The following is a 26,318-nucleotide window of genomic DNA, read 5'->3' as shown; positions in this document are numbered from 1 at the left end:
TCCTCCTTATTAACCTTTAATTCCCGTCAACGTAATGCCTTCTACGAAATATTTGTTGCCGATCAGGAAAAACACCAGGCAGGGAAGCGTTACGATCAGTGCAAGCGCCATGACCTGCTCATAGTTCGGAATACGCATTCCGTTCACCATGTACAAGCCCATAGGCAAGGTATAATCGGCCTCTGTTTTCAGATAAATCATCGTATAGAAAAATTCGTTCCAGCAGTTGATGAAACTGAACAGCGCAACCACGATCATTGCAGGGCGAATGAGAGGCAGCATGATCCGGTAGTAGATGCGGAAATAACCCGCGCCGTCGATTTTGGCCGCCTCGCTCAGCTCAGCAGGAATCGTCATGAAAAATTGTCTTAGCAGGAAAACGAAATATGCATTGCCTCCTGCGCAAAAAAAAGCCGGAATAATCAGCGCTGGTTTGCCCGCAAGCCCAAGCGACGTATATAACGAAAATTGCGGCAGCAATGTAACCGCGCTAGGCAGCATCATGCTGCTGATGACGAGTACAAACCAGGTGCCGCGCATCGGGAAACGCAGTTTGGCAAACGCGTAAGCGGCAAAGCTGGTGGTAATAACGGTGCCAATGACATAAGGAACGACGATGGAAACCGAATTCCACAGCTGCCGCCAGAACTGAATCCGTTCAAGCCCCAGCCTGAAGTTATCCAATCCAAGCTCCTTCGGAAAAAATACGGGCGGCCTGGCCAAAATTTCCGAATGGCTGACCATTGCGCCGCGTAACAGCCAGTACAACGGAAAAGCAAAAATCAACGCAAGCAGGCAGGACAGCAAAATCAACCCGATATGAAACACTTTTCTTCGGTTTTTCGCCTGCTTGATGCTTGTGTATTTCATCGCTGCAGGTACCGTCGCCATTATCTCACCCACTTTCGTTTGCCCATGGCATCATCACGTTTCAGCGCGCCTTGAAAGTAAAACAACACGCCTGTAATGACCAAGGTGATCAGGAATACGATCCACGCTTCGGCTGATGCCAATCCGCGCATGCCCACTTGCACAAAGGAGTGGTCGTAGATCATGACGTTGATAAAGTACGTCATCCGATCGGGCGCACCGTTTCTCGACAGCACCACGCTCTGGGTGTAAATTTGGATCGACGTCATCATACACATGATGAGTTGAAAGAAGAGGACAGGTTTAATCGTAGGGTAAGTCACCTTAAGAAACTTGTGCCAGGCGTTGCCTCCGTCCATCTCTACGGCCTCCAGCAGTTCTCCGGGAACGTCCTGCAGCGTGGCAATAAATACAACGATCGTCCCGCCGCATGTCCACAGGCTCATGATAAACAAGGTGTAGAAAATCCGCAGCGGATCGTTGAGAAAATCCAAAGGCGCGATACCCAACTGCAGTAAAATCCAGTTAACCAGTCCGCCTTTGGCCTGATTTTGCAGCAGCATCTGCCATACGATCGTTGTCGCCAGCATCGGCACGACCGATGGCAGGAAGAAGATGGCCCGCAGCAAATTTCTCCCGATAAACTTGCGGTTTAGCAGCAGGGCAACGATCAGGCAAAACACGATAACAAGCGCCACGTTGACAAAGGCGTAAACGAGCGTAACCGTAATCGACTTTTTGAATTCGGAGCTGGGGTTGCTGAAAATATACCTGAAGTTGTCCAGCCCGATCCATTCCATGACTTGGCTGCCGCCCATCATCGTAATTTTGTGAAAACTGTAATATAAACTGGCGAGCATCGGGTACATCGTCAGCACCAAAAATCCGATAATGGCAGGAGCGGCGAAGAGATATCCGGCAAAGGCCTCTTTGGTGGCACCTTTGGCAAATCTTCTGGCAGGGATGGATTCCGAACCGATTTTGCGTTCTGGATTCATAAGCATAGCCTCTCTTTTCAAATTCAAACTTCAGACATTCCCGGCGTTAAGATACCTTGCCGCTTTCCCACAGCGACTTAATGGCCGGCATAATCGCATCGTAAATCTCCTGAACGCTTTTCTGGCCGGATAACGCCTGGTCGATCGATTTTTCGTATTCCGTGTTCATTTTCAGGTAAGCCGGAACGTAGTACGCGGGCCATTGCACGATGGCATCCTTGGTCGTGGCGTAGCTGAGAATCGTTTCCTTTGCGCTTGCCGGCAGATCAGCCGTCCATTTGTCGATCAGAGCAGGGTCCGTGTACCAGTCCGCCTGATTCGGCAGCCATGCGCCGCTTTTCAGCAAGTCCAGGCTATTTTCCGGGTTGACCATATAAGCATAGAATTTTTTGGCTTCTTCGATATGTTTGGAGGTATTGTACACAACCAGCGGGGCACCGGCATTCATCGTTACCGCTTTCTCCATTTTCGGAAGCACGCCTACGCCGATATCTTCATTGCCCTTGATGTTTGCCAAATCCCATGATCCGCTGACGGCCATGGCATATCCTCCGCTTAACGCATCTACGGCCGAGCCGATTCCGGAACTCCAGGTATAGCTGAAAGCAGAAGCAACCTTGTCCTTGTTCACGAGATCAGCCAGCTTCTGAATACCTTCCGCCGTTTTGGGTGAATCCCACTGGAACTCTTTCCCATCCGGCGATACGATGCCCCCTCCATTCGCGTTCGCTGCCCAGAAATGGTGAAATTCACGCCCTGCGGTAAAACCAAGCCCGTAGTTTTCAGTCATGGCCGCGTCGAAACCGGCATCGGCGGCCGTCTTACCACTTGAATCCTTGGTCAGCTTCTTGGCATTGGCGACAAACGTATCCCAATCCCATGCGTCTTCAACCTTGGTAGGTGGATAAGGGACGCCGGCTTCATCAAACTTCGATTTGCTGTAGAACAGCAGCTCCATCTGGTTGGACAATCCGACGCCGATTACTTTCTGTTCCGGAGAATGGATGGTGATTGCGGGAAGTTTCTCCGGAATGCTTCCATCTGCAAGCAGGTCGGAAATGTCCTCCAATATGCCCATCTCATTATACTTTTGAATGTCCGCTTCCCCCATGTAACTGATGTCCGGCAGTTCGCCGGATTGCATTCTCGTCTGGATGAAGGTGTCGAATGTGCCGTCCGCGGGCAATACCTGCGCATTGATCTTCACCCCGGTGTCCGCCGTGTATTTCTCTGCAGCAGATTCCACCAGTTGCTTCTGTACATCATCCCCCCAATACAGCAGCTCTAGGGTAATGCCAGTGGCGGACGTGTCACCGCTGCCTGATGTCGCATTATTGGCACTGCCGGACGTGTCCGAATTGCCGGAACAGCCTGCCAGCGTGGAGAAAGCCAAGGTTAATGCGAGAGACAGAATCAACTTGCGCTTACCAAACCTCATGATTGTTTCCTCCCTTTTTCAAAGCTATTTATTTCAAGCCAAACGAATTTAATCGTTTAACTTAAAAACAATGGTCAATTAATATCCGAGTGATTATTACATGGCTAAACGTTGGCGGACCTGTACTTTCCCTGTTATATAGATTGAACCGGAAATTTACACGATAACGAAGAGGGCAGAAAGAATCTGGAGAAGCGAAGCGGTCTAAAAGCTTTCTGAAAGAAAGCTGCTTCGGAAGCATAGGCTTATCACCGGATTTTCCCCTTGAACAAGGGGATCAAAGAAATCTGGGGATAACAGCGATCGGAAGATGGTTCTGACCGCGTAGTGTCTCTGTGTAAAAATCATTGGTTCAACCTATATAGACCGAAAGGACGAAGCCATGCTGGAGGACCGGTCATAAGCAGGCGCAGAACTTTCCTTGTTCCAGGCGAATGCTCTGCAGCAACGTTCCCTGTGGAGCCCGAAACTCCAAGCGTTCTTCACGGAACACGTATCTGGACGGATATGCCGCATAACTTGTCACGGTCCACCCGTCATGCTCTTCAGTCAAGAATCCGTTGACACACCTTAATGTGCCGTTTCCATCCCGATAGAGATACGTCGTAGTTCCAAACCCGAGCAAATAAGCCGCTAACTCTTCGCCCATATCCCAGTCATCCCCCGAAACGTCGGAGAACAAAGCGGCAAACAGCGGATCGTCTGCTCCCACAAACACCGATTGTCCGAATCGATTGCGCGACAGCTCCGGCATGTTCAAATTGGGCGCAGCCACACTATACGTCGATGCGGCTTCACCCGGCTTCAGCCGTCGCGGCGTGGATCTTACATTCCAGTCATAACAATGAAAGATCGCCATGGTAGAGCGATAAGCGGCTTCCAGATATTCAGGATCGCCCAGATGTTCATAGGCAGCCAATGCCGATGACGCCGCAAGTCCGCCCCACAAGGAATGAATCATCGGGGACAACGCTTCCCACCAGCGGTCCGGATTCTGCAGCCGATAGTCGTTGCTGAACCCGATATTGGCCAGAATAAGCTGGCCATATTGTGCAGCTTCGTCGGTTAGCCCAAGGAAACATAACGCCATGCACGTCGGGCCAAATCCGGCATTATCGTAAAAGTGCTCCGTGACCGCCCCGCCATAGTGCCGAACGCCGATTTCCATGTCCCGACCGAAGCGATCCCACAGCTGTCGCAGCCGTTCGTGCAATTCACCATATCCCTTATCTTCCAACTCCTGCAGCAGTTCTCGTATGTAAAGAATGAATACACCATTTAGACGCGACTCGTCCTTCTCCCGCTGACCGGAATGGCAATCCGGATCAAGCCGCATGCACATCACTTCGGCGGCCCATTGCAAATACTCGGAAGGAGAATGCAGATGGAGCAGCCCTGCTTCCATCCGCGATAACAGATAAAAGACGTGCGCAATATAATCGAAATCATACATGCGGTAAAAGCTGCCGTACAATGGTCGCGGCCGGGACAAATCGCCGTCCATGAACCAGTGTACCTTCATATCCAGCACCGCCGCCGCTTCCGCCTTCGCCACCTGCTCGGGAACAGGCGTAGTCATCCTATTTTTCATCAGCAAAAATGCCAATTTGCCCAGCGATTCCCCCTGGTTGGACAACGGACGGAACGCGTGGGGTCGAAGGGCGGTCTCCGCTCCTTCATAGCTGTTGGCCGCCAGCCATTCTGCCCGCTTTTCGAGCAATGCATGGACCGGTTCAAGCACATTCCAAACCAGCACATCACGTCGTCCGTCCCGGAGCACCAATTCCAGCTTGCGTTCTCCCGGCTCGTCAGCAGGCAGGATGACTATGAACTCCCGTTCAATGCCGTGATTGTTGTTACGGCCGAAAGCCTGGTCTGTAGACGTTGGCTTTTCCGAAGGGATCACGCGTGTCGTGATTTCCTGCTCCACGATGTCACTCGTGGTTCGAAGCGCACTATATAGCTTTAACGTGCCTATTTCCAGCCCTGCTGGCAGACTGAACGAGGCCTTGAATTGACCTCCTTCAGGCACTACGGGTGTATAGCTCCATCGCGGATGTCCAAGGGTTTCGCCTTGACGATAGAAATCCGCCTCGTTTTGGAATGACACAAACGCATACTCCCAGCTTTCCGTTTGTCCAGGCGTTAACACCAAAGGATTGTAAGCGTCTCCATATATCCAATCGGCAGCTGCCGATTCCTTCAATGAAGTGCCATCCTCCACCAAAGAGAGCCTGTGGTACAACAACCCGTCCAAAGATGGCGAAACCTGTTCGAGAAAGCGATTGCAATATCGGCAATGAGAACCCATGGCTGACGTCGTTCCTCTGAGTGTGTAAATTCCCAAATGAGGTCCTTCGTTGCTTCGCCGCACGGCGGCAAATTTGGCGAAGCTCCCGCCGAGATGCGTAAATACGGCACAGGATTCATGCATGTTGCGATACACATCCTGCGTTCGAAACATGATGTAGGCGAGAGAAAACCAAACATGCAGCCCTTGAACTTCAATACTCTCATCCGATTCATTCGTCAGATCAATCCCCCAACGCAGCCGATCCTCTTCGAGCGAATATGATAACAAGATTTTGACCGGTAAATCTCTGAACTCCACGGTAGCATATTGCGAATTATGTTTCGTTACCTTAGGCACAAACGACGAACTTTGGACGTTCCTCCCGTTCAACCGCAAGCTCCATTCCCCAAAAAGCTTGTCCTCATCCTCTTGAAATCCAACCTCTCGCAAATAACGAGGATCGACTACCCAATTCATCGTATGGGGATCATCTTTCATCACCAAGGAATGAACGGTTCCACGCTCTCCCAATTCGATCTTCAACCTATCATTGCTGAGAGTCGTCATTCAAATCACCCTTTCATCGATCAGAAATGAAGTTAAACGTTTAAATTATCTTCAATAAAGAGAAACGCCAATTCGTCTATGATATGACGCGATCGGTTTCTCAAGTACAATAGCGGAGTTTTCACCTGCGGTTTGCCCTATGTATTGAAACTATTCTACTCCGATCCAGCCTTTACGCTTTCAAACTCCGAACGGAATCACGCTCGATCAAGCGGCATTCCGGCATGGCAAGGTCTTGAACGTCTTCCCCTTGAATTAGACGGTAGAGCGTTTCACTTGCCAAATATCCCATCTCATGAAGCGGCAAACTCATCGTTGTCAGGCGCGGGCTGAGATAATCGCTAAACTCCCTGTCATCAAAACCAACTACCGAAATGTCATCAGGAACGCTGACTCCCTTCTCCTTTGCAGCCTGAAGCACCCCGACGCCCATAACGTCGTTCATCGACAGAATGGCTGTCGGCGGATCGGGCATGTCCAGCAGCTCATTAGCCAACCGATAGCCTGAATCCCGTTCCCAATCCCCCATCTTAATCAAGGTCGGGTCAAACGGCAGTTCAAACTCGGTAACGGCTTTGTAATAACCGTTTAATCGCCGCCTGGAAGGAATCGAATCCATCAAACCGCTAATGATTGCGATGCGACTGTGACCTTGTTGAACCAGGTATGACATCGCTTCATAGGAAGCCTGCTCATCATTATACTGGATTGATATGTCGTCTTGTGTGTACCCGTAAGTATATACGATCGGTTTGCCCTCAACATTGATCAGCCCTGTCAAGTCACGAGTGTGCACGCCGATATAGATGATGCCGTCCACCTGTTTACCAAGCAGCTCGGATACGGCATTGGCTGCATACTTGCGGTACGCTTCGACATCGTGAAAATGACGGCCAATTCGCTTGTCGAGCCTAAGGTTGACGAGCAGAATATGGAGGTCGTGGCGGTCCCCGAAATCGTTAATGCCATCGATAATGTCCGGCGCATTAAATACGGTCACATCCTCCGCAATGACACCGATGGTGTTCGTTCGGTTGCGTTTGAGACTTTTAGCAATCTCGTTCGGTTTGTAATTCAAAGCTTCGATGGCCTCCATGACCCGTCTGCGCGTTTCCGGACGAACATTCCGAGTTCCGTTAAGCACATAGGAGACGGTGGCAATCGAAACATTTGCCCTAAGAGCGATGTCCTTTATGCTGGTTTTTCTCATAGGTCTCTCCTGTCTAAGCATACGAACCATCGTTCATCAGCTGTTTAAACGTTTAGATTTTTGAGTTGATAGGTGAATCTTACCTTACAATCTCCGATTTTGCAATCGTTATTTTGGATTTTAATTCCACTTTTTTTCCCCTCACTAGCATGAGTTAAAAAAAGTTGTGCAACTTATAAAACAAAAAAAGAGTGCATAGCCGATCATAATGTTCAGTAAAAAGAGTGTGGTTGGAGCATAATATTAACTTTTAAGCAGCGTGTTCCGAACTTACAAAAAATATCAGATTAAGGAGTTATATTAATAATGAAACAAAAACTATATTCTTATTGTTTAAAAGGAGATATCAATAAAGCTTATGAATATCTCCTAAGCCTTGATCATAATACAGGTTTGGAAAAGCTTAAAAATAAATACGCCAACCGTTTTTTTGCTGAAAAACCAGTATTTCGATATAAAACAAAAGATGCATGGATTAGAAGTGTTATTAGAGCATATTACGAATACTTTAGATCCGTCTTAACCAATAGAAAACGCAAAGAGGAAGCAGAACAGATCTTAGCGGAATCCCTAATAGAGTTGTTACCAGACGGATACGAAACTACAGATGACCTAAATTCTATTGAAGAAAAATTATCTAAAGCGTTTAACTCGAGAGGTTTTTACTTCCAAGGAGGAATTACCCCGCCCTTTAGGGGGCCATATATATGGAGAAAACAAGAGAAGGTCGAGTATGAAGTCACCCTTCCAGAGAAATCCAAAAAGATTGATGTATATTTTATGTCCGATTTTATTATGCAGAGCTGGCTGCATTTCGCTACCTTTGGAGGGAGAGCTGCAGGAGGATGGGCATCTGAAAATGCCTTATATTGTGTAAAAGACAGGTATGAAAAAGTAATAAATAAGCCCGATTTTTTATATTCATACCTTGCTCATGAAGCGCAGCATTTAGCGGATTATGAAGACTTCCCATGTCTTCTTCCTGTCGATCTGGAATATCGAGCCAAATTGGTAGAATTAATTTACCATCCTTTAAATAATAAAGTGTTAATGAAAAAGTTTTTATCCGATGCTGATCATAACAGAGAGAATCCTCATCCATATTCAAGCTATGTAATTTGTTCCAATTTGTCCAAGAAAATATATGATCAGGATTATGTGCCTGATCCTGAAAAATGGAGGAAAGTCGACTTTAACATACTTAGCAGCTCAGCTGAAGAGCTGTTTCATAAACACACCACATTATTAACCAATGAAGGTAAAGAAAACGTAGAGAGTGTTATTTAAAAATCACTTAAAAAGTCAGTTCCTTACGTACAGGAATTGACTTTTTAAGTTAAAGTCTAGCTTAGCAAAGCATGAGCCCGGTATAATACCGAGCTCGTGGCCAACCGGCTGCATCCAATTTATTGGTCTGACTTTCAAGTGGGTACTTTATTGCATCCGTTGGCTGCATTCTAGTTTTAGGAATACCTTTCTTCCATGTTCTCATAAGGTGTTCTTATTCTTCCTCGTTTTCGCAAAACACTTCAGTAAATAAATTCAATGGGAAAATAGTAGGCACTCTTCGGCCTGGCGTCTGAACAAACTCGACAAAGCCCCGTCCGACGCGAATTAATATTCCACTCAGTTCACCGATATCTTCCGCTGTAGCAGTCAATTCAAAAGGCTGCGTCCGTCTAACCCTTTCGTTGGTTACGATATAGAAGGAGGTTTGGATTGCGACTACCGTAGATCCAACGGTAAAAGAGGATTTAGTCACATTGGAGAGCTTGCCTGTCGTTTTTGTTAATTTCGGGAATCCGGGTTGGAACACCGTAACCGTCCGTCCTGCAAGCGACTGCAGGCGCTGAATCAATGTAATATTCTGCGGGGCCGGACAACCGTGAATATTGTTCTTTCGCATAATATCTCCTCCTAGTAAATCATAGCTTCATTCTATAAGTGTATGCCGTTCTTGTAATAACGCTTGGGTGAAGCCGACAGCGATTCAATCCTTCTTATCGTGTGTAATGGTTCTCTAAGCACACAATCACCTGAAGGAGATGATTAATATGAACGAGCCGCATCGTACAGTAGAAGTAGAGCATAAGGATGTTCAGCACAAGTCTGATTCAAGTTTGGTCGCTTCCACGTTTATTAAATATGCCGCATATATCATTATCTTTTTTGGACTTCTTTACTTTCTGGTTAAATATGTATTCCCGAAATTCTAATCAACGCAGATCCGTGCCGACTCACGGGGCTGCTCACCTGCGAAGGGTACAGACTCTTCACTTTGGGCAGCTACGAGATAAAATGCTTTTTATAAAGTGCACTAATGTACATTTCAAAAATGGTATTGGGAATAACATACAGAAAAAAAAAGAATCAGGATTTTTCCCGTTTGGGAAAGATCCTGATTCTTTATGACTGGCGAATTACGTTCTTAGCTACTTAAACGAACTTAACACCTCAATGTTAGTGTTGAATTGCAATGTAATTTCATCCAGATTTGTTGTGACCACTTCGCCAGCTTTGGCGTAGAGCTCTCAAGCTTGGTTTGTGCGTATGAACTCGCTGGAACCATTACTCTCCGGGCTCCATATCTCAAATATGACCCATAACCCATCACGAATCCATCGACTCATCGAGCATGGCCTCAATACGGGACCCATCCTGTGATCCCCATTAAACCTTGATCCGCTTATCAGATATACCCCCTGTTCCAGCAATCGGCGTACTACACCCGGAAAGAATCAAGATTACAGCAAGTAAAAACATGTAAAATACGGGTCTTTGCCTCCTCTTCCCTTCATTCAATGAGTTGAATTCGATAAAATAGAGAACCTGGAATAGTTAATGTTTTGTTAATCTTTTACTCCTCGTGTACATATGGCTTGAATTTTTTTTACAATCGAATGCTAATCTTCATATTGTCAGACAAATGAATAAAGATTCATGCATTCATGTTTAATATAAAAGGAGGATTTATCGTGAAATTATCAAAAAAAGCACTCCCTGCAGTAGCACTTAGCCTGGCCGTCGCTGCTTCTACAGTCTTGTCTGCCGGACAAGCCAATGCAGTACAAGCGATTAGTGTAGAGAAGAAAAAGGTCAAAAATATCATCTTCCTCATTGGTGACGGCATGGGAACTGCTTATACTTCCGCTTACCGTTATATGAAAGATGATCCTTCTACAAAGGTCATGGAGAAAACCGTATTTGATCCCTACCTTGTGGGAGCTCAAATGACGTATCCAGATGATGACACTCAGAACGTGACCGACTCCGCTTCCGCGGCAACCGCCATGTCTGCTGGCGTGAAGACCTATAATGCCGCCATTGCCGTCGATCATGACAAGACTGAAGTTAAAACGGTATTGGAGCAGGCCAAAGAAAACGGAAAATCCACCGGGCTTGTTGCTACCTCGGAGATCACCCATGCTACACCGGCTGCATTCGGTGCCCATGACATCAGCCGCAAGAACATGGACGCAATTGCAGATGATTACTATGACGAATTGATCAATGGAAAACACAAAGTGGATGTCCTGTTAGGTGGGGGAAAATCAAATTTTGTACGTAAGGATCGCGACCTGACGAAAGAGTTCCGGGAAGCCGGCTTTAGCTATGTGACAGACCGCAGCGCCCTGCTCGCAGATACCAATAAACAAGTTCTGGGCCTTTTTGCGGACGGAGGGCTGGACAAATATATCGATCGTACTAGCGAAACGCCTTCGTTGGCCGAGATGACAAATACGGCGATTGATCGTTTGAGCACAAACGAAAATGGGTTTTTCCTCATGGTTGAAGGCAGCCAGATTGACTGGGCAGGCCATGATAATGACATTGTTGGCGCCATGAGCGAAATGGAGGATTTTGCTGCAGCATTCCAGGCAGCGATCGATTTTGCCAAAGAAGACGGCGAAACCCTTGTCGTTGCCACTGCCGACCATTCCACAGGCGGACTCACGCTTGGCAAAGACGGTGAATATAACTTCTTCGTGGATCCGATCAAAGCTGCGGTACGCACTCCGGATTTCATGGCAGCCCGGATTGCTGAAGGTGCTTCCGTAGAGGAAACGCTTAAAAGCTACCTCAAGCTTGAGCTGACGGCTGAAGAAATTCAATCCGTAAAAGATGCAGCTAAAGACGCCGATGTAACGAAGATCGACAATGCCATTGAAACGATTATCGATAACCGTTCGTTTACGGGATGGACAACAGGCGGACATACGGGAGAAGACGTGCCAGTCTATGCTTACGGTCCGGCAAGCCACCGCTTCTCCGGCCTGATCGACAATACGGATAATGCAGAAATCATTTTCGATATTTTGAAGAAGCATAAATAATCAAAGCTTTATCAGCAGTCCCTCTCTTTTTTCCGTCAGAAATTAGAGAGGGACTTTTGTATCATAAAAAAACATCAGAGGGGCGGAATATTGTCCATAAATAGACGTCTTAATCATCATTAGCGCTCTTGCACAGTACTAACCACATCACTGTCCTGATCAAAAAAGGCTTTTAACTCAGAAGCAATCCGTTTGGCATTAAGTTTTTTCGTATGGCCCAGTCCTTTCTTGCTTCGCAGCTCCCCATTCGGGAGTATGCTTGCAAGCGCATGTGCCCCGCTGCGTAGTGCGGATGGACTTTCGATACCTTCCAATACTAAGGAGGGTTGGGTGATCTTTTTTCCAAAATGAGCGGGTAAAGACTTGCCAGACATATAACCTTGCATCAATTGAGCATCGTAAGGAAGAGTATGGGCAACAGACATCAGATTAGCCCACACGCCAGGCATCATACGCATCATAGATACAACAAAGGCAGGAGCGCCCATGCCTTGCGTCATAAAGTATTTAATGGCTTCTGCACGCTTTTCCTCCGCGATCAGCCGAGCCACTTGATCCAGAAAATCTACAGGAGGTGTGCGGTCAGACGCATTGACGATGAAGGGCGGCTCATGCAGGGCTAATTTAGTGATTTTCGCACCATTCTCGGCAGCTTTCATGGCCAGAACCGCCCCGGAAGATAAGCCCCAAACGTATGCTTTCCCACCGGCTTCTTCGATTAGGGCCTCCAGATCCTGAATCTCTCTCTCTATGGCGTAACGTTCTCCGTCCCCGCTGTCCCCTCTGCCCCGCCGATCGTAATTATACACCGTGAACTGATCGGACAATTCCTTGGCTAACTGTACCTGTCCAGGGAATTTGCGGTAGCTGAAAGCTCCCGCCACGAGAATGAGCGCCGGTCCTTGCCCCATTTTGTCGTATGCGATGTTGGTTCCGTCTCTAGAAATGATCGTATTCATGTTTGTTCTCCTTTAAGGTTGAGATATGTGGTTATTCCAATAAGCCATTTTTTGCATCTATACTTACATGACGAACACAACTTATGGAAATCGACATCGCTAGAAAACTTTTTTATTTTCCCTTGTACCGTTATATCCATGGCAACAAAAAAAGCCGCCAACCCCGTTGGCAGCTATTTAGTACAAAGTTTATTCCAACGTCGAGGCAGCCTGACTCAACAAGGAAGTTAACGATTCCTTGCTCCATTCTTGCCCCTTACGCAGTTTAATCGTTTTTCGTTCCGCGGGTCCATCGAAACCTTCAGGAAATGTCACAGCTGCGGCATTAAAGATGGTGAAACTCACTGCATCTTTCGAAGCGGAAATGACGGCAGCATATTTCCCGTTTTTCAGATAATGGGGTTTTTTATATTGCATCCGCTCCTGTACATCAGGAATGACGGAGCGTACAAGCTCCCGCAGTTCGTTACACAGCTGGCTTTGCCAAGGCTCTTTCAAGGATTGGATATATTCCGTAACTTCTTGGTTCATGGTCATATTCTCCTTTGCGCACGCGTTATATCGTTTTGATTATTTACAGGCCCATTTGATTTTTCAATTCGGTTTCCATCCCTTTCTCTGTTCCTTCCCCTTGGAAAGTCTGTTTGCATTTTGCCGCGCGCTTGAGCAGCAGTGCCCGTTCCTGATCGTTCTGTGCAAGCGAGGCTGCGAATTGAAACGACTGATAAGCCTCGTTGTTTCGTCCGAGCTTTTCAAGGAAATCCCCCTTCACGCTGGGCAACAAGTGATACTCCCACAGCGCTTTTACCGTTTCCAATTGCTCCACAAGCTGAAGGCCAAATTCCGCGCCAAATGCCATACCGATGGCTACCGCTCGGTTTAACTCAACGACCGGCGAGGGAAGGACCCGCGACAACGCTTCGTACAATGCGGCAATTTTGATCCAGTCGGTGTCCTCGGCAGTACGGGCCTCAGCATGGCATGCGGAAATGGAAGCCTGCAACGCATAAGGACCAAGCGGTCGACCGAAAGATTTTGCTCGTTCAAGCGCTGCCAACCCTCGACGAATTAATAGATGGTCCCATAATCCCCGATTTTGGTCCTGCAAAAGGATCGGCTCCCCTGAGGAATGAACTCGGGCTCTAAAACGAGACGATTGGATTTCCATTAATGCCACCAAGCCATGAACTTCCGGCTCTTCCTTTACAAGCTCTGCCAAGATTCGTCCCATCCTCAGCGCTTCCTGACATAATAACGGACGTATCCAGGAACTCCCCGCAGTCGCGGCATATCCTTCATTGAATAAAAGATAGATCACTTCCATTACGGTTTCGAGACGCTCCTTGAGTTCGTTTCCTTCAGGGATCTGAAATTCCGCTCTGGCATCGCGCAATGTTCGCTTTGCACGCACGATCCGCTGGGCAATGGTCGGTTCGGAAGCGAACAGCGCATGAGCAATCTCATCTGTTGTCAATCCACAGAGCAAACGAAGGGTCAATGAGAGGCGAGCCTCGCGGGACAATATCGGATGGCACGTCATAAAGATCAAGCGCAAGAGATCATCTCCCACGGATCCATCCCATGCATCGCTAATCTCTTGTTCATCAAACATGTCGGAGCTGCGGCCGACCTCTTCATATTTTCGCTGCTGTACCTTGTTTCTTCGCATCATGTCGATGGCACGTCTTTTTGCCGCGGCCATCAGCCAAGCACCGGCATTGTCGGGAACGCCCACCTCTGGCCACTTTTGCAGCGCAATGAGCATTACGTCTTGGGCCAGATCTTCGGCAAGGCTGATATCGCGCACCATTCGGGTTAATACGGCAATGATCTTCGGCGACTCCATTCGCCAGATCGCATCGACCTTGCGATGGACATGACTCTCCATCATGGCTGATTGCGTTGCTTCAGTTCTGCACTCAGTGCGTCATGGGCGGCTAACATCTTGGGATCATCCGTCAAATCCGTTCCTTCGAATACCTGTCTGAGCTCAATCTGTCCCTCTCCCAATCCGTGCGGGTCTGGCATTCTCAAGGCCCACTCGATCGCCTCTTCCCGGGATCTCACCTCAATCAGGGTATACCCAGCAATCACTTCTTTGGATTCGGTAAATGGACCATCCACAATCGTAGGCTTTCCTCCAGGCTCCGGATAAGAAATCCGAATGGCTCCAGAACTTGGATGCAGTCCGTCTGCGGCCACCAACACCCCTGCTTTTGCCAACTCTTCATTAAACCGCATCATTGCTTCAAACAGTTCGGGGCTAGGCGGTTTCCCAGCCTCAGAATCCTTGGTTGCTTTGACAATCATCATAAACTTCATGTGGTAAGCTCCTCCTTTTTAATAGACGCTATGAGATCCAACCTTTCCGGCCTCTAAACAGGACGACGAACGCCAGAAACCAAAATCGACAAACTCTATTGAAAATTTCGAAAAAAATTGAAATCCGGTCCTAAAATACAAATTAGTCACCCGCATTTTACTTGAATTATTCTTCAAACAAGTTCTTTTTACCTTCATGTTTTGCAGTCACATGGCAAGGGTGAATACCGGAATCCACCTCTTTGCTTGTCGTTCATTTTAAAAGATTCCTTTATAGGACAAAAAAAGGCACCCGCCAGCCATTTGCGCTTGGGTGGTGCCCTGAAATTAAGAACACAGTATGTAGATGCTGATTGAACGGTTTTTTTGAATGTGCTCAATAGCAGTTGGGTGTTACCTTTACTCAAAATCATATCTCTTATTCGTAGGTTTCGCTAAGTCCCCTGCGTTGAAGTGAATCGAAAAAGTGATGTTTGTTTTTACGGATCAAACTCTCGGTTATTTGGTGCCCGATTTGATGGTCGATTCCCGAAAGTTCAAGCATGTCTCGAATGATATTATACCCATAATTGAACTCATAGAATTTATTTGAATAGGGTTCAATATATAGCGTCTTCTCTTCTAACTTCATAATATGCTCCAGTTGAGTACCTTTGGGGACTCGGCCTAATCGAGTGATGTTGATTCGAGTAATTTCCGGATTCATTTCATATTTTTTCAACTCCTCAATAATATCAGAGACCACCTGACTATATCTTGTTGCCATACTTTGAGTGATACCTTTATATTGCACAACGATGTTGTTCATTCGAACCTTTTGATAAGGTTCATTTGCTAAATGTCTTTCATTCCATGTTTCTTGAATCGGGACTGCGATGTATGTGACAAGGATCATCATGAGAATGAAAAGCAGCGTTCTTTTTTGCCGGCGAGGCCAGTCGATTCCTTTCCATAAATAGATCCCCATCATCAGGATTCCAAGAAAAAATATCGAGAGCATATTCCTCATATCAGGGTAATCCGGATACATGAAATTCAGAGTTGGTGCAGCATACCGGATACTCTCCAGCTTATAACCATGCATTAAAGTGAGGAGCATGTACACAGATACACAGCATAGAATAGCCATTTTGAATGATAATAAAGAAATTACAAACGCAAAGCTGATGGCGAAATAGGATAATCCGAGAATAACAAACACCAGCAGATAAACGGGAGTGTATTTAAAAATTTCACGAACCGTGAAAAATAAGAAGGTTGAAGCTGGAAGGGTACATAAAAAACTAAACAACCATGACTGCAATGTTCTTCGTATAGGATTCCAGTTGGTAAGTCTTATTATATGAACCATATGGTAACGTCTAGGTGAATTCAATATTACAAGTGTCATGGTCGACATGAACAGTCCATATAAAGGAATAGTAACAGGCAATTCATCGATAAAGAATACAAATTTGCTCAAATATAAAATGAAAAGTCCCATGTAGAAAGCCCAAATATGTTCACTGCGCCATAGGACCTTTAATTCTAAAAACCATAACCGTATCATGTGCGTACAACCTGCTTTCTGAACAACATGGAGCTGATCAAAAGCATGAGCACTATCCATAAAACCAAGACGTACCGTTGAAGCATAAAATTCGGCTCTAGAATCATTTCCGATACATCATCTGGATTAAACCAGATCGCAAACATCGGTTGTCGGACATATTGAATACTGATTATCAGGTAAATAAAAACGAAAATGGTACTGTAAATCGTCCTCTTAAAAATAAGAGAGCACAGTCCAGTTAACGAGACCACAAAAGAAACGGTTAAGATGATTTGCAAGAGTGTGACTAACCATAAGAGATGAGGACCTTGATTGGATAATGCAAACCAATAAATAGAATCGATCAGTATCAAAATCATGCTTAATCCGGACCCAACAGCTGCAAGCTTGGAGATTAAATAATTGGAAGGGATAATTAGATAAAACAGGATCGTTTTCAGTTCGAAGTCTCTAAGTTTTCCGCCCCAAACAGCATTCACAAGAACAGGAACCAGAGGTGTCACAATAATCATTTGGAGCTGAAGCATGGAAAGCCAACGATTTTCAAAGCGGGTCTCTCCGCTCATTTGTGCCAGAACAAGCGGGATGATCGTTGTGAGCAAAAAAACAGTGATGAGCAGCAATCGATGTTTTAACAATGATTTAAACGAAAAATGAAGCTGTACCATAAATTCATGCAATGGTTATACCTTCTTTCTATTCGTATAAATATAGGCGTGCTCCAAAGTAGGCTCTACTAACAGGCTGCCTACCAATGGGGTATCCGATAGATAGCGAACATGTACACCACTTGCAGTGACCTGTGTTGAGATGATGAGCGCACCTTGCTCTTGAAGCTTCTCCGTCACATTCTCTCCGCTGTAAAGCCACACCTTTCCCTCCACCGATTTGATGAAAGCAGGGATATCTCCAAAATAGTTCACAATCCCTTGGTGCAGTACAAGAACCAAATCTGTTGTAAGTGCAATATCTTCGACAATATGGGTGGAAATAATAATAGATCGGTCTGTAGAAAGAGTGGTTAGCAGTTGTCTAAACGACACACGCTCATGAGGATCAAGTCCCACGGTGGGTTCATCAACCAAAAGCAACCTGGGGTTGCCAACGATGGCTTGGGCAATACCTAAGCGCTGCTTCATCCCTCCAGACAAAGCAATGAATTTTTTGTTCCTATGTACCAGCAAACCAACCTGCTCGAGCTTTTCTTCAATTTCTGTTATCCGCTGCTTGCCGTGAATATTTTTCAAACGACAAACATATTCAAGAATCTCCTGCACGGTTAAATGGGGAAAAAAATCAAATTTCTGCGGCAAGTAGCCAATCTGTTTTCGGATCGCATATAAATCCTGACTGACATCCATGCCTTCATAGTCTACTTGACCTGTATGGGGAGCAATCAGCGTGGAGATGATTTCGAGCAATGTCGTTTTTCCTGCTCCATTTTCGCCTAACAAACCAAGTATCCCGGTGTTCATTTCAAAAGACACATTCTGAAGAATGGGCTTATCGTAATGTTTAGAAAGATTTTTAACGCTCAGTTTCATATCCTTCTCCTGCCACCTTATTATTTTTGACATCCTCTACCCTTAGTTCAATAATGAAGATAATCGTCTAATTATCCAGTCAATTCATTAAATCAACAGTAAAAAAAATCACTTACATTTCTTGTGTTCGACTAAAGTAGGTAGCACACGGCTCGGTTATGCTACAAATCAAACTCACTTTATCGCATTGAAAAGTTCTGTCATTCGGTCTGCCAATTCCGACTGCGGCTCCATCCGCTGATGGTTCATATCGGTAGGCGTCATATAGAACACTTCGTTTCCCTGCTTAAACAGCGTAACATGGAACAAAACCCCTGCTGCATCTTCCTGATCCGGATCAAGGACGATGTTTATATGGCGCACCTTTTCAATCCATTTCTGAATGAGCGCTTGATCTGTAGTCGTTTTTTTGGTACCATCACTGCCACTCATGATTTCGATAGAATCAACCTGTGTCATATCGCCGGAAAAAAAGGTTTCTAATTCCTTTGGTTCTTTACTTGCTCCCGCCTGGTTAGGCGTATTAGCACTTTGACAGCTGCTTAGAAACAAGGCCGTTAATAAAGCAAACATGAAGGTGAAAAACGAATATTTCTTCATCGTACGCCCCCCTTGATCTTCCAACGAAATTTACATTTAAAATGTTCCGCCGATGCTCCATCTTGTTCGCTTGATTTGACATCATTCCTTCAAATCGATAAGATATTCGTGTGTTACTATATAGTTTTATAAAAAACCAAATAGTTTCCAAGTAAGTCGCCGTTTATAGGGAGAAGAGCCTTTTCGGTTGAAAATTTTACAGAAAGAAGGGAACGACCATGTACAAACCATACTTCAGGACTGTTGTGACTACAAATGAATTTACTGGGAGGATTTAAACTTTGAGGTTATTCGACATCGTACTTGTATTGCTAATTTTCATCCTTGCGAATCTATTCATATGGAAACCACGTTTTTTTGAAATGCCCAGGCTTTTTGCAATTGCCTTGCTGTTGATCACTACGATTTTACAATTCGTGCTGGATGGATACCGATGGCAGATGGTTCCTGCATACATAACAGTAATAGCTATGATTCTGTTTTTAAGTATAACTCGGAAAAAGAGGGAACGAACGGATCGCAGAAAGATCGGATGGAAAACATCGCTTTGGACGATCATGTCTCTTTTCCTTTTAGGGATAATGGTCGCTCCTTCATTCCTGATGCCTGTGTTTACCTTTGAAAAACCGACCGGGCCTTATCAGGTTGGAACGACCGTATTGCATTGGACGGACTTTGACCGGAAGGAAGAAAACGCATCAGAACCCAACGCATATCGGGAACTGATGGTTCAGTTATGGTATCCTGCGGACACCACGGAATCCAAACCGGTTGAACCCTATATCCGTCATGTGAAAGCTGTAACCAAGGGTCTTGAAAAAGCCCTTTCGTTTCCATCGTGGACACTTGATCACCTCAGCCTGATCGATTCGCACTCGTTTACGAATGCCTCCTTGTCCAATGACCAAAAGCAGTATCCTGTTTTGATTTTTTCTCATGGGCTGACCGGTTTTCGTAACCAAAATACCTTTCAGGTCGAAGAATTAGCCAGTCATGGTTATATCGTGGTTGGCATCGATCATGCATACGATGCAGCAGCGACCGTTTATCCCGACGGAAGGGAAATTTTGTTGAAAAAAAATAATTTAAGTGGTTTCAGTGAACTTGGAAGCCATATCACTCTCTGGGTTGATGACGTGACTTTTGTATTAGACCAGCTTGAACAACTGAACGCTCAACCGGAGTTTAAAGATCATATTGACCTGACACGTATCGGAATGTTTGGGCACTCTTACGGAGGCGCGACCGCAGCACAAATGCTCATGAAGGATTCACGTATCCGGGCAGCCATGAATATGGATGGCACGCTTTATGGCGATCCGCCTCCTGATGATGGTTTCGCGAAGCCTTATCTGCAAATGAACGGGGAACAGAGTATCGATCGAACCGTGTTCGAAAACTCATTGGACAAAGCCGTTGCCCAGAGCGGGAAATCAAAAGCATACTACGAGTCATTTTGGGAGGAATCCGCGGAACGTCGCAACCTTGCTTTGAAAAACGGAGGGTATACGATGACGATCCCAAAGACGTCCCATATGAGTTTTACGGATTTTCACCTCTTCTCCCCGCTGCTGTCAGCTAAAAAAGCCCAACCGCGCGAGGTTCATCAAATCATCAACGAAGTGAGTCTTGCTTTTTTTGACCAATATGTCAAGGGTACAGGCGAACCAAAGATGAGCGACATCTCCGACAGGTATCCCCAAATCCATTTAGAACAGCCTAGTCGGTAAAGGACAGCCGGCTTATCTTCAACAAGCGTTTCTCGCATGGAGAAACGCTTGTTTCCTATAGTAGATTATACGCTTCAACATCAACCGATCAGGTATACTTCAGAGTTTCTTTAGAAATCCCCTATGATATTCTTCAGGATTTATGATTATGATGGCTCTAATAAATGACGGAGTGATCGCCAATCATGAATGAAAATCGTTCAACAGCCTTTAGAATAACCAATATCTATGTAAAAATATTAATTTATCTGGGTAACCGTTTGTTGATTGCATTTTTCTTCACATGCTTTTCCTCTTATTATCTCACCTGTTATCTTGCCCATTTTTCATGCTTAATGGAAGGCCCCACTCCTCATTTTATGGCAGCCAATCTCATTCCGATGTTTTTTACCGTACTGTTTGTAATAACATTCAGTTTATTGACACTACCCATTGCGAAAAAAATGATCGTATTGGAAAAGGCGTTACTGATGTTTAATGGAGAGAATTTAAGTTATAGGATTCCTCATCTGGGGTTTCATGAATTGGACAACGTCGCAACTACCATCAATTCATTGATGGATCACCTGCAGCAGGAAACAAAGAAAGAACATGAAACGCAGCATTTCAATCAAAAGTTAATGGAGGATATCATATCGGAATTACGGCCAACGTTAAATAGTCTTATTCATGACATAACCCTCTTGAAAACTTCATCGTACAATAACCCGGACGACTACGGAAAACGGATTCAAGAAGCAATCACAAAAACAGCGTACTTAAAGAAAAGAATTAACGAATTGTTGCGATTTGCACGAGATGTTTCTTCGGACGCTCATTCATAAACCGCATGGCCATTGTTAAATCATATCAACAATGGTTATGCGGTTTATTTTTTGTTCTTTAGGTTTTCTTCAGATTTTCTTTAGAAATACTCTCATTCTTTCCTTAGTTTTTCTCGTTAAGATAAAACGATCAACAGGAGGAGCTGAAAAAATGATTGGAAACGCAGTGTTAGATCTGATTCATCAATATGGGTACCTTTTCTTTTTTCTCGCGTTCTCCCTAGGCCCATTTGGAATTCCGATTCCTAATGAAATAACGATCCTTACCGGTGCCGTTCTAAGCCGCTCGGATGTTATCGATCACTGGGCTGCCTATATCAGTATTTTGGCTGGTTTGCTGACAGCGATCACGCTTGCTTATTCTGCTGGTCATGTATTCGGACACAAATTCAAGAAAAAGTTCTCACACAATAAGCACTATCTCAAAGCTGAATCCATTCTTCGAAAAAGAGGCAATCTAGCCATGTGTATTGGCATGTTTATCCCGGTTGTACGTTATTTCATGCCTTTGCTCATTGGGCTGACTGGTGTTCGTTATAAAGAATTCGCTCTGATCACGTATTTGAGCGCGCTGCTTTGGACGATCATCTTTTTTGCTTTAGGAACTTTTTTTGGTGATTCAATTTTATCATTGCTGCATTCCTTGAGTTTTTGAGCCAAGGCCTGAAAAATGCGATTTGAAACGAACGGAGCCGTTCATAATAAACCCAATGGAGGTATGTATAATGAAAACTAATGATAAATTGCTTTTTTTAAAAAGCTTTGTGAAAAACCCGAAAAATGTGGGGAGTATTATTCCAAGCTCTCGCTTTTTGGCCAGCGCAATGGTTAATCAGGCCGTTTGGCAAGAAAGCACCGCCGTTGCGGAGCTTGGCGCAGGGACTGGGGCCATTACCCGATACATTCAAAAAAATGCAAATGAACATACAAAAGTTTTATTATTTGAAATGGATCAAACGATGCGGAACAATTTACAACATGAATATCCGGAGTTCATCTCTTACCCGAACGCTGCCGCTTTATTGGATACCATGAAGAACGAAGGCATCGACGAATTGGACTATATTTTTAGCGGTTTGCCTTTTTTCAATTTTGAGCGTACATTAAGGGATGCCTTGATTGAACAGATTCACCAAGCTTTAAAACCTGGAGGACGGTTCATCGCTTTTCAATATTCGCTGCAAATGAAGAAGCATCTTTCCGAAAAATTCATTATTGAGAACATTGAGTTTGTTCCTCTGAATGTCCCCTCCGCTTTCGTCTATGTGTGCCGTAAATAAAGAAAGCCATGAAAAATGCGAAACAAACATTATACATGAGAAAGGATAGAGTACTACAGAAAATGAATACCATTTTAGTTGTGGACGATGATCCGGAAATTCGAGATGTGATCCATGTATACTTGCGTAATGAAGGTTACAACGTCATGGAAGCAGCCGATGGCTTAGAAGCCGTGGACATGATCCAATCGAGTTCGGTCCAACTTGTTATTCTGGATGTCATGATGCCACGGATGGATGGGATCACGGCATGTATGAAAATCAGGGGAATTTCAAATACTCCAATCATCATGCTGTCTGCCAAGGAAGAGGATATCGTTGAACACTCCCACCACTTAGCCTTCGCTTGAAGTGGGGGATTCTTGGGTAATCGAACCTCTTGGTTCGAAGTGGACCAAGCGATCCCTGTGGTCCCCACAGTTCTTGTCGATATGATGATCTATATGGCAACATCCTTAATGTTTCGGGCTGCATTGACATCCCGATCATGGAGGGTCTGGCAGGATGGACACACCCATTCCCGTACCGAAAGATCTTTCACCTCTCGGTGTAGCGCTCCGCATACATGGCAGGTTTGACTTGTCGGAGCAAACGTATCCGCAATCTTGAGGGTGCGTCCGTACCATTCCGCTTTATACGTGAGCTGCCTTCTGAACTCACTCCAGGACGCATCGGCGATCGATTTGGCCAGCTTGTGATTCTTGAGCATGTTTGAAACTTTTAAGTCCTCGATACTGATCGTTTGGTTTTCACGAATCAGCTTGGTGGACAGCTTGTGCAAAAAGTCATGGCGGATATTCACCATTCTCTCGTGGATCAGGGCGACCTTCCGTTTGGCTTTTTGCCAATTAGAACCGTCTTTCGTACGCCGGGCCAGCCTCCGCTGCCAGCTCGCCAACTTCTTTTCATACCGGCTCCAGGCTTTCGGATGAGTATCCCGCATACCCTCGGATGATACCGCAAACGTTTGAAGTCCCAGATCGATCCCTACCGATTTTTCGTTACCCGGCAAGGGCTCCATCTCCACTTCACAGACGAGCGAGACAAAATACTTTCCCGCAGCATTTCGCCGTACCGTCGCCGAGAGAATGCGTCCTTCACAGGGGCGGGAGTTTGCAAAACGCAGCCACCCCAGCTTGGGGAGCTTCAGCTTACTTCCATTCACAGCGATATTTCCATTCGTATATCGAGTAGTGTAACTTTGCACCGGATGTTTACGGTTTTTGAAACGCGGAGCCTCCGTCTGCTTCTTGAAAAAACGATCAAAGCTATCGGCCACACGCCGAACAGCCGATTGTAGAGCAATACTATCCGTTTTTTTCAACCATGGATGTTCTTGCTTTAGATCTGGAAGCTGCATGGCACAAGCATTGTACGACAAACCCTTGCCTGTGGCATCAAATGTATCCTTCCATTGTCCCAGAAAATGGTTGAATACAAAACGGCAACAGCCAAACATCTGATGGATCCACTGCTGCTGTGTACGATCGGGGTAGATCCGATACTTGTATGCTTTATGGAAGAGCATGCCATACACCTCCGTTCTTTGCAGTTATTATAGCACATATGTTCGGTTTCGAATACAAAAAGATGGCGATTCATCCCCCACCTAAAGCTGACGATTTTGAGGAGGGAGTCTTCTCGCCTTCAGCGATAAAATTATCGGTTTGACGACCGGAGCAGATGATTACATGGTCAAACCATTTAATCCTTTGGAATTGATTGCACGCGTAAAAGCACAATTCCGTCGTCAATCCTTAATGGGTAAAGAAGAATTTAATTCGTTAATCTTAATCAAAGACCTGGCGATCGATAAAAATAAACATTCCGTTAAACTCAAAGGAAAAGAGATTTCGTTGACCCCTTTGGAGTTCGCCATTCTGCTGCTATTAGCGAGCCGGCCTGGTCAAGTTTTTAGCTCGGAGCAAATCTACGAAAGTGTATGGAAAGAGCCCTATGGGTATTCTGACAATACGGTTATGGTTCACATACGTAATTTAAGAGAGAAATTAGAGGAAATGCCAAGAGAACCTCAATACATTAAAACCGTATGGGGGGTTGGTTATAAAATTGATTAATTATGTTCGAAAGTTAAAACAAAACAAACGAATTCAAGTCAATATTCTCATTCGAATGATCCTAAGCCTGGTTATCTCACTTGGCATTAACTATGTTTTCCTTTTGACTTCGATTTATCTTGGTAACTCTATGGAATCTGATTGGTACTCTCGATTTTTTCCTTATCTGATTACCCCCTTGTTTATCGTTAGTTTCATCGGTGTTTTTCTATTTTTGACCCGGAACATTGTAAAAGACTTGATCAAACTAGAGCAAGGGCTTGAAAAAATCGCCGTGGGGAATTTAGGATATCGGGTAACGATTGACCGTCAAGACGAACTAGGTAATGTCGCTTTAAACATTAATAGAATGGCAGAGCGTTTAGAAGCACAAATTGCGAAGGAACGTGAGCTTGAACAATCAAAAATGGAAATGATTACAGGTCTCTCCCACGACTTGCGCACTCCTCTTACAAGTATCATCGGCTATATTCAGCTTCTAAAGACCGAATCTTTCCGAGACAAAGATGAGTACTCACGTTTTGTCCAAAATACGTACAACAAAGCCGTCCATTTGAGAAAACTCCTCGACGATTTGTTCGAATACACCCGGCTTACGTCTGTCGACGATACCCAATTGAATCGGAAAGAAATCGATTTATCCCAACTTTTGGAGCAAATGTTATTTGAATTTGAGCCGCTTGCTCAAGAAAATGGGATTCGTATCGTCAAAGAGATTGCCCCCTCTCCGACGAATGTTGATGTGGACAGCGAAAAAATCGCCAGAGCGGTCGACAACTTGTTGATGAATGCTTTGAAATACTCACACAAACCCGGTGCAATCGAACTTCGAATGGAAAAATTCAGTACACATATCACGATAGAGATCCAAAATAAAGGAACACCGCTTCGTGAGGATCAAGTGAATAAGCTGTTTGACCGATTTTATAAAGTAGACTTTTCAAGGAGCAGCGAAGGCATTCAGGCCGGCTCTGGGCTCGGTCTTTCCATTGCCAGGAATATTATGGAATTGCATCAAGGTAGTTTGACCCTGCATCATACCGATGATGTTTTTTTGTTTAAAATGTTGCTGCCGCTATATAACTCCTAAGCATAACACTTCGAAAAATCGCTGCAAAGAATGACGACGGAGGATGGATCATTGCGTAATGTGATTGGATGATAAACATGCTCTTCCTTACCTCCCCAGAATCATATTAACAGGAACCTCAGCAATGAAGCCTTTCTCGTTTCAATTATTACGGAATCGGGGCGAGTTGATAAATCGACGATGCGAAGACTTATACTGCGGCCAGAAATCCGGCGTGGCTCGCATGACCTGCCGCTCAACACCGCAATCATTAGCAATTCGCAGAGCGATGTCGTCAGGCGTCAAGTGATCCGTGTGGATATGCGTGCGAAACAAAATCTGAGATAAACTGGACAGACATCGATCCACCTGTTGGGCAGGCCATGAGTTTTGATGGTCTCCCCGGCCTCTCAATCGTTTTAATAACGTTTCTTTGCTCGCCAGCAGTGCAAAATGATGAACTTCAATCCCTCTGGATCTTAAGCTGCCGATGATTTCATCGAAGTATGGGGGGTGAACCATCGTCATGGGAACAATTATGATGCCGGAGAATTCTCGGCTTAGGGCCTGAAGCATCGAAACGTTCATTGCCCGCCATACGCCATGATCCTGGAAATCCGGCTTCAGCATCGGTTTAGGCATGTTCTTCC

23 protein-coding genes and 2 pseudogenes are annotated in these 26,318 nt (G+C 45.3%); 9 read left to right on the top strand and 16 right to left on the bottom strand.

Annotation, left to right across the window (positions count from 1 at the left end):
- Positions 1-9 precede the first annotated feature (9 nt).
- From RSX24_RS08030 to RSX24_RS08010, 5 genes are all read right to left on the bottom strand, one after another.
- Positions 10-891 (bottom strand): carbohydrate ABC transporter permease, encoded by an 882-nt coding sequence (locus tag RSX24_RS08030; protein WP_339272689.1) that lies wholly within the window; start codon positions 889-891, stop codon positions 10-12.
- On the bottom strand, positions 891-1,868 hold the full coding sequence (locus RSX24_RS08025; protein ID WP_236412410.1) for a carbohydrate ABC transporter permease: 978 nt from the start codon (positions 1,866-1,868) through the stop codon (positions 891-893). Before RSX24_RS08025 ends, RSX24_RS08030 begins: the two co-directional genes overlap by 1 nt.
- Positions 1,869-1,914: 46 nt before the next feature.
- Positions 1,915-3,306, bottom strand: a complete 1,392-nt coding sequence (locus RSX24_RS08020; RefSeq protein WP_343260219.1) for an extracellular solute-binding protein — start codon at positions 3,304-3,306, stop codon at positions 1,915-1,917.
- Between the two features lie 397 nt (positions 3,307-3,703).
- Positions 3,704-6,166, bottom strand: a complete 2,463-nt coding sequence (locus RSX24_RS08015) for a hypothetical protein (RefSeq protein ID WP_343260218.1) — start codon at positions 6,164-6,166, stop codon at positions 3,704-3,706.
- A 172-nt stretch (positions 6,167-6,338) separates the two neighbouring features.
- The gene (locus RSX24_RS08010; protein ID WP_339272693.1) at positions 6,339-7,376 is read right to left on the bottom strand and encodes a LacI family DNA-binding transcriptional regulator; all 1,038 of its coding nucleotides are present in this window, start codon (positions 7,374-7,376) and stop codon (positions 6,339-6,341) included.
- Between the two features lie 306 nt (positions 7,377-7,682).
- On the opposite strand from RSX24_RS08010, the gene RSX24_RS08005 reads away from it, so the two are divergent.
- Positions 7,683-8,663: a hypothetical protein gene (locus RSX24_RS08005; RefSeq protein ID WP_343260217.1), complete on the top strand. Its 981-nt coding sequence runs from the start codon at positions 7,683-7,685 to the stop codon at positions 8,661-8,663.
- Positions 8,664-8,877: 214 nt separating this feature from the next.
- Here the strand turns inward: RSX24_RS08005 and RSX24_RS08000 are convergent, their stop codons facing one another.
- Entirely contained in the window at positions 8,878-9,282 is a 405-nt protein-coding gene (locus tag RSX24_RS08000; protein ID WP_236412404.1) for a hypothetical protein, read from the bottom strand.
- A gap of 1,066 nt (positions 9,283-10,348) precedes the next feature.
- On the opposite strand from RSX24_RS08000, the gene RSX24_RS07995 reads away from it, so the two are divergent.
- Positions 10,349-11,710, top strand: a complete 1,362-nt coding sequence (locus RSX24_RS07995) for an alkaline phosphatase (protein ID WP_343260497.1) — start codon at positions 10,349-10,351, stop codon at positions 11,708-11,710.
- 119 nt (positions 11,711-11,829) lie between these two features.
- Here RSX24_RS07995 and RSX24_RS07990 read toward each other — a convergent pair whose 3' ends face one another.
- From RSX24_RS07990 to RSX24_RS07955, 8 genes are all read right to left on the bottom strand, one after another.
- Positions 11,830-12,669, bottom strand: coding sequence for an alpha/beta fold hydrolase (locus RSX24_RS07990; protein ID WP_343260216.1), 840 nt, complete (start codon positions 12,667-12,669; stop codon positions 11,830-11,832).
- Positions 12,670-12,858: 189 nt separating this feature from the next.
- Positions 12,859-13,200: a DUF1801 domain-containing protein gene (locus tag RSX24_RS07985; protein WP_236412400.1), complete on the bottom strand. Its 342-nt coding sequence runs from the start codon at positions 13,198-13,200 to the stop codon at positions 12,859-12,861.
- 43 nt (positions 13,201-13,243) lie between these two features.
- Complete coding sequence (locus RSX24_RS07980; protein WP_343260215.1) at positions 13,244-14,560, bottom strand: RNA polymerase sigma factor; 1,317 nt, start codon at positions 14,558-14,560, stop codon at positions 13,244-13,246.
- Entirely contained in the window at positions 14,557-14,991 is a 435-nt protein-coding gene (locus RSX24_RS07975) for a YciI family protein (RefSeq protein WP_236412398.1), read from the bottom strand. Before RSX24_RS07975 ends, RSX24_RS07980 begins: the two co-directional genes overlap by 4 nt.
- Before the next feature lie 418 nt (positions 14,992-15,409).
- Complete coding sequence (locus RSX24_RS07970; RefSeq protein WP_343260214.1) at positions 15,410-16,540, bottom strand: hypothetical protein; 1,131 nt, start codon at positions 16,538-16,540, stop codon at positions 15,410-15,412.
- A complete protein-coding gene (locus RSX24_RS07965) occupies positions 16,537-17,223 on the bottom strand; it encodes a hypothetical protein (protein WP_343260213.1) in 687 nt (228 codons plus the stop codon). The genes RSX24_RS07970 and RSX24_RS07965 overlap by 4 nt, the downstream gene beginning before the upstream one ends.
- A 3-nt stretch (positions 17,224-17,226) precedes the next feature.
- Positions 17,227-18,087, bottom strand: coding sequence for an ATP-binding cassette domain-containing protein (locus RSX24_RS07960; protein WP_343260212.1), 861 nt, complete (start codon positions 18,085-18,087; stop codon positions 17,227-17,229).
- 174 nt (positions 18,088-18,261) lie between these two features.
- Positions 18,262-18,687, bottom strand: a complete 426-nt coding sequence (locus RSX24_RS07955) for a hypothetical protein (RefSeq protein ID WP_343260211.1) — start codon at positions 18,685-18,687, stop codon at positions 18,262-18,264.
- Positions 18,688-19,127: 440 nt separating this feature from the next.
- Between RSX24_RS07955 and RSX24_RS07950 the strand changes: the two genes are divergently transcribed.
- The 5 genes and pseudogenes from RSX24_RS07950 to RSX24_RS07930 all read left to right on the top strand — a co-directional run.
- Positions 19,128-20,417: an alpha/beta hydrolase family protein gene (locus tag RSX24_RS07950; RefSeq protein WP_343260210.1), complete on the top strand. Its 1,290-nt coding sequence runs from the start codon at positions 19,128-19,130 to the stop codon at positions 20,415-20,417.
- 185 nt (positions 20,418-20,602) lie between these two features.
- Complete coding sequence (locus tag RSX24_RS07945; protein WP_343260209.1) at positions 20,603-21,241, top strand: hypothetical protein; 639 nt, start codon at positions 20,603-20,605, stop codon at positions 21,239-21,241.
- 151 nt (positions 21,242-21,392) lie between these two features.
- Positions 21,393-21,896 (top strand): DedA family protein, encoded by a 504-nt coding sequence (locus RSX24_RS07940; protein WP_343260208.1) that lies wholly within the window; start codon positions 21,393-21,395, stop codon positions 21,894-21,896.
- 70 nt (positions 21,897-21,966) lie between these two features.
- Positions 21,967-22,521 carry a class I SAM-dependent methyltransferase gene (locus tag RSX24_RS07935; RefSeq protein WP_343260207.1) on the top strand — a complete coding sequence of 185 codons (555 nt, stop codon included), beginning with the start codon at positions 21,967-21,969 and terminating at the stop codon, positions 22,519-22,521.
- Positions 22,522-22,583: 62 nt separating this feature from the next.
- A pseudogene (locus RSX24_RS07930) lies at positions 22,584-22,838 on the top strand (response regulator); the annotation flags it as partial.
- 122 nt (positions 22,839-22,960) lie between these two features.
- On the opposite strand, the gene tnpB reads toward RSX24_RS07930, so the two are convergent.
- Positions 22,961-24,049, bottom strand: a complete 1,089-nt coding sequence (tnpB, locus tag RSX24_RS07925; protein ID WP_343260206.1) for an IS200/IS605 family element RNA-guided endonuclease TnpB — start codon at positions 24,047-24,049, stop codon at positions 22,961-22,963.
- Positions 24,050-24,173: 124 nt separating this feature from the next.
- Here tnpB and RSX24_RS07920 point away from each other — a divergent pair.
- Positions 24,174-24,599: pseudogene (locus RSX24_RS07920) on the top strand (winged helix-turn-helix domain-containing protein); the annotation flags it as partial.
- Positions 24,592-25,689, top strand: coding sequence for a sensor histidine kinase (locus RSX24_RS07915; protein WP_343260205.1), 1,098 nt, complete (start codon positions 24,592-24,594; stop codon positions 25,687-25,689). The pseudogene RSX24_RS07920 and the gene RSX24_RS07915, both read left to right, overlap by 8 nt.
- A 141-nt stretch (positions 25,690-25,830) precedes the next feature.
- On the opposite strand, the gene RSX24_RS07910 is transcribed toward RSX24_RS07915, so the two are convergent.
- Entirely contained in the window at positions 25,831-26,310 is a 480-nt protein-coding gene (locus tag RSX24_RS07910) for a tunicamycin resistance protein (protein WP_343260204.1), read from the bottom strand.
- Between the last annotated feature and the right edge of the window lie 8 nt (positions 26,311-26,318).

It is taken from the genome of Paenibacillus hubeiensis (genome assembly GCF_032334105.1).
Classification (GTDB): Bacteria; Bacillota; Bacilli; order Paenibacillales; family Paenibacillaceae; genus Paenibacillus; species Paenibacillus hubeiensis.
Note: the sequence above shows the minus strand (reverse complement) of the source record. Positions and strands in the feature narration are given on the sequence as shown.

What these genes read in the sequence shown, in the direction of transcription:
- RSX24_RS08030 (WP_339272689.1), bottom strand. Translation starts at nt 891, where the DNA reads ATGGCGACGGTACCTGCAGCGATGAAATACACAAGCATCAAGCAGGCG.
- RSX24_RS08025 (WP_236412410.1), bottom strand. Translation starts at nt 1,868, where the DNA reads ATGAATCCAGAACGCAAAATCGGTTCGGAATCCATCCCTGCCAGAAGA.
- RSX24_RS08020 (WP_343260219.1), bottom strand. Translation starts at nt 3,306, where the DNA reads ATGAGGTTTGGTAAGCGCAAGTTGATTCTGTCTCTCGCATTAACCTTG.
- RSX24_RS08015 (WP_343260218.1), bottom strand. Translation starts at nt 6,166, where the DNA reads ATGACGACTCTCAGCAATGATAGGTTGAAGATCGAATTGGGAGAGCGT.
- RSX24_RS08010 (WP_339272693.1), bottom strand. Translation starts at nt 7,376, where the DNA reads ATGAGAAAAACCAGCATAAAGGACATCGCTCTTAGGGCAAATGTTTCG.
- RSX24_RS08005 (WP_343260217.1), top strand. Translation starts at nt 7,683, where the DNA reads ATGAAACAAAAACTATATTCTTATTGTTTAAAAGGAGATATCAATAAA.
- RSX24_RS08000 (WP_236412404.1), bottom strand. Translation starts at nt 9,282, where the DNA reads ATGCGAAAGAACAATATTCACGGTTGTCCGGCCCCGCAGAATATTACA.
- RSX24_RS07990 (WP_343260216.1), bottom strand. Translation starts at nt 12,669, where the DNA reads ATGAATACGATCATTTCTAGAGACGGAACCAACATCGCATACGACAAA.
- RSX24_RS07985 (WP_236412400.1), bottom strand. Translation starts at nt 13,200, where the DNA reads ATGAACCAAGAAGTTACGGAATATATCCAATCCTTGAAAGAGCCTTGG.
- RSX24_RS07980 (WP_343260215.1), bottom strand. Translation starts at nt 14,560, where the DNA reads ATGATGGAGAGTCATGTCCATCGCAAGGTCGATGCGATCTGGCGAATG.
- RSX24_RS07975 (WP_236412398.1), bottom strand. Translation starts at nt 14,991, where the DNA reads ATGAAGTTTATGATGATTGTCAAAGCAACCAAGGATTCTGAGGCTGGG.
- RSX24_RS07970 (WP_343260214.1), bottom strand. Translation starts at nt 16,540, where the DNA reads ATGATACGGTTATGGTTTTTAGAATTAAAGGTCCTATGGCGCAGTGAA.
- RSX24_RS07960 (WP_343260212.1), bottom strand. Translation starts at nt 18,087, where the DNA reads ATGAAACTGAGCGTTAAAAATCTTTCTAAACATTACGATAAGCCCATT.
- RSX24_RS07955 (WP_343260211.1), bottom strand. Translation starts at nt 18,687, where the DNA reads ATGAAGAAATATTCGTTTTTCACCTTCATGTTTGCTTTATTAACGGCC.
- RSX24_RS07950 (WP_343260210.1), top strand. Translation starts at nt 19,128, where the DNA reads ATGGTTCCTGCATACATAACAGTAATAGCTATGATTCTGTTTTTAAGT.
- RSX24_RS07945 (WP_343260209.1), top strand. Translation starts at nt 20,603, where the DNA reads ATGAATGAAAATCGTTCAACAGCCTTTAGAATAACCAATATCTATGTA.
- RSX24_RS07940 (WP_343260208.1), top strand. Translation starts at nt 21,393, where the DNA reads ATGATTGGAAACGCAGTGTTAGATCTGATTCATCAATATGGGTACCTT.
- RSX24_RS07935 (WP_343260207.1), top strand. Translation starts at nt 21,967, where the DNA reads ATGAAAACTAATGATAAATTGCTTTTTTTAAAAAGCTTTGTGAAAAAC.
- tnpB (WP_343260206.1), bottom strand. Translation starts at nt 24,049, where the DNA reads ATGCTCTTCCATAAAGCATACAAGTATCGGATCTACCCCGATCGTACA.
- RSX24_RS07910 (WP_343260204.1), bottom strand. Translation starts at nt 26,310, where the DNA reads ATGCCTAAACCGATGCTGAAGCCGGATTTCCAGGATCATGGCGTATGG.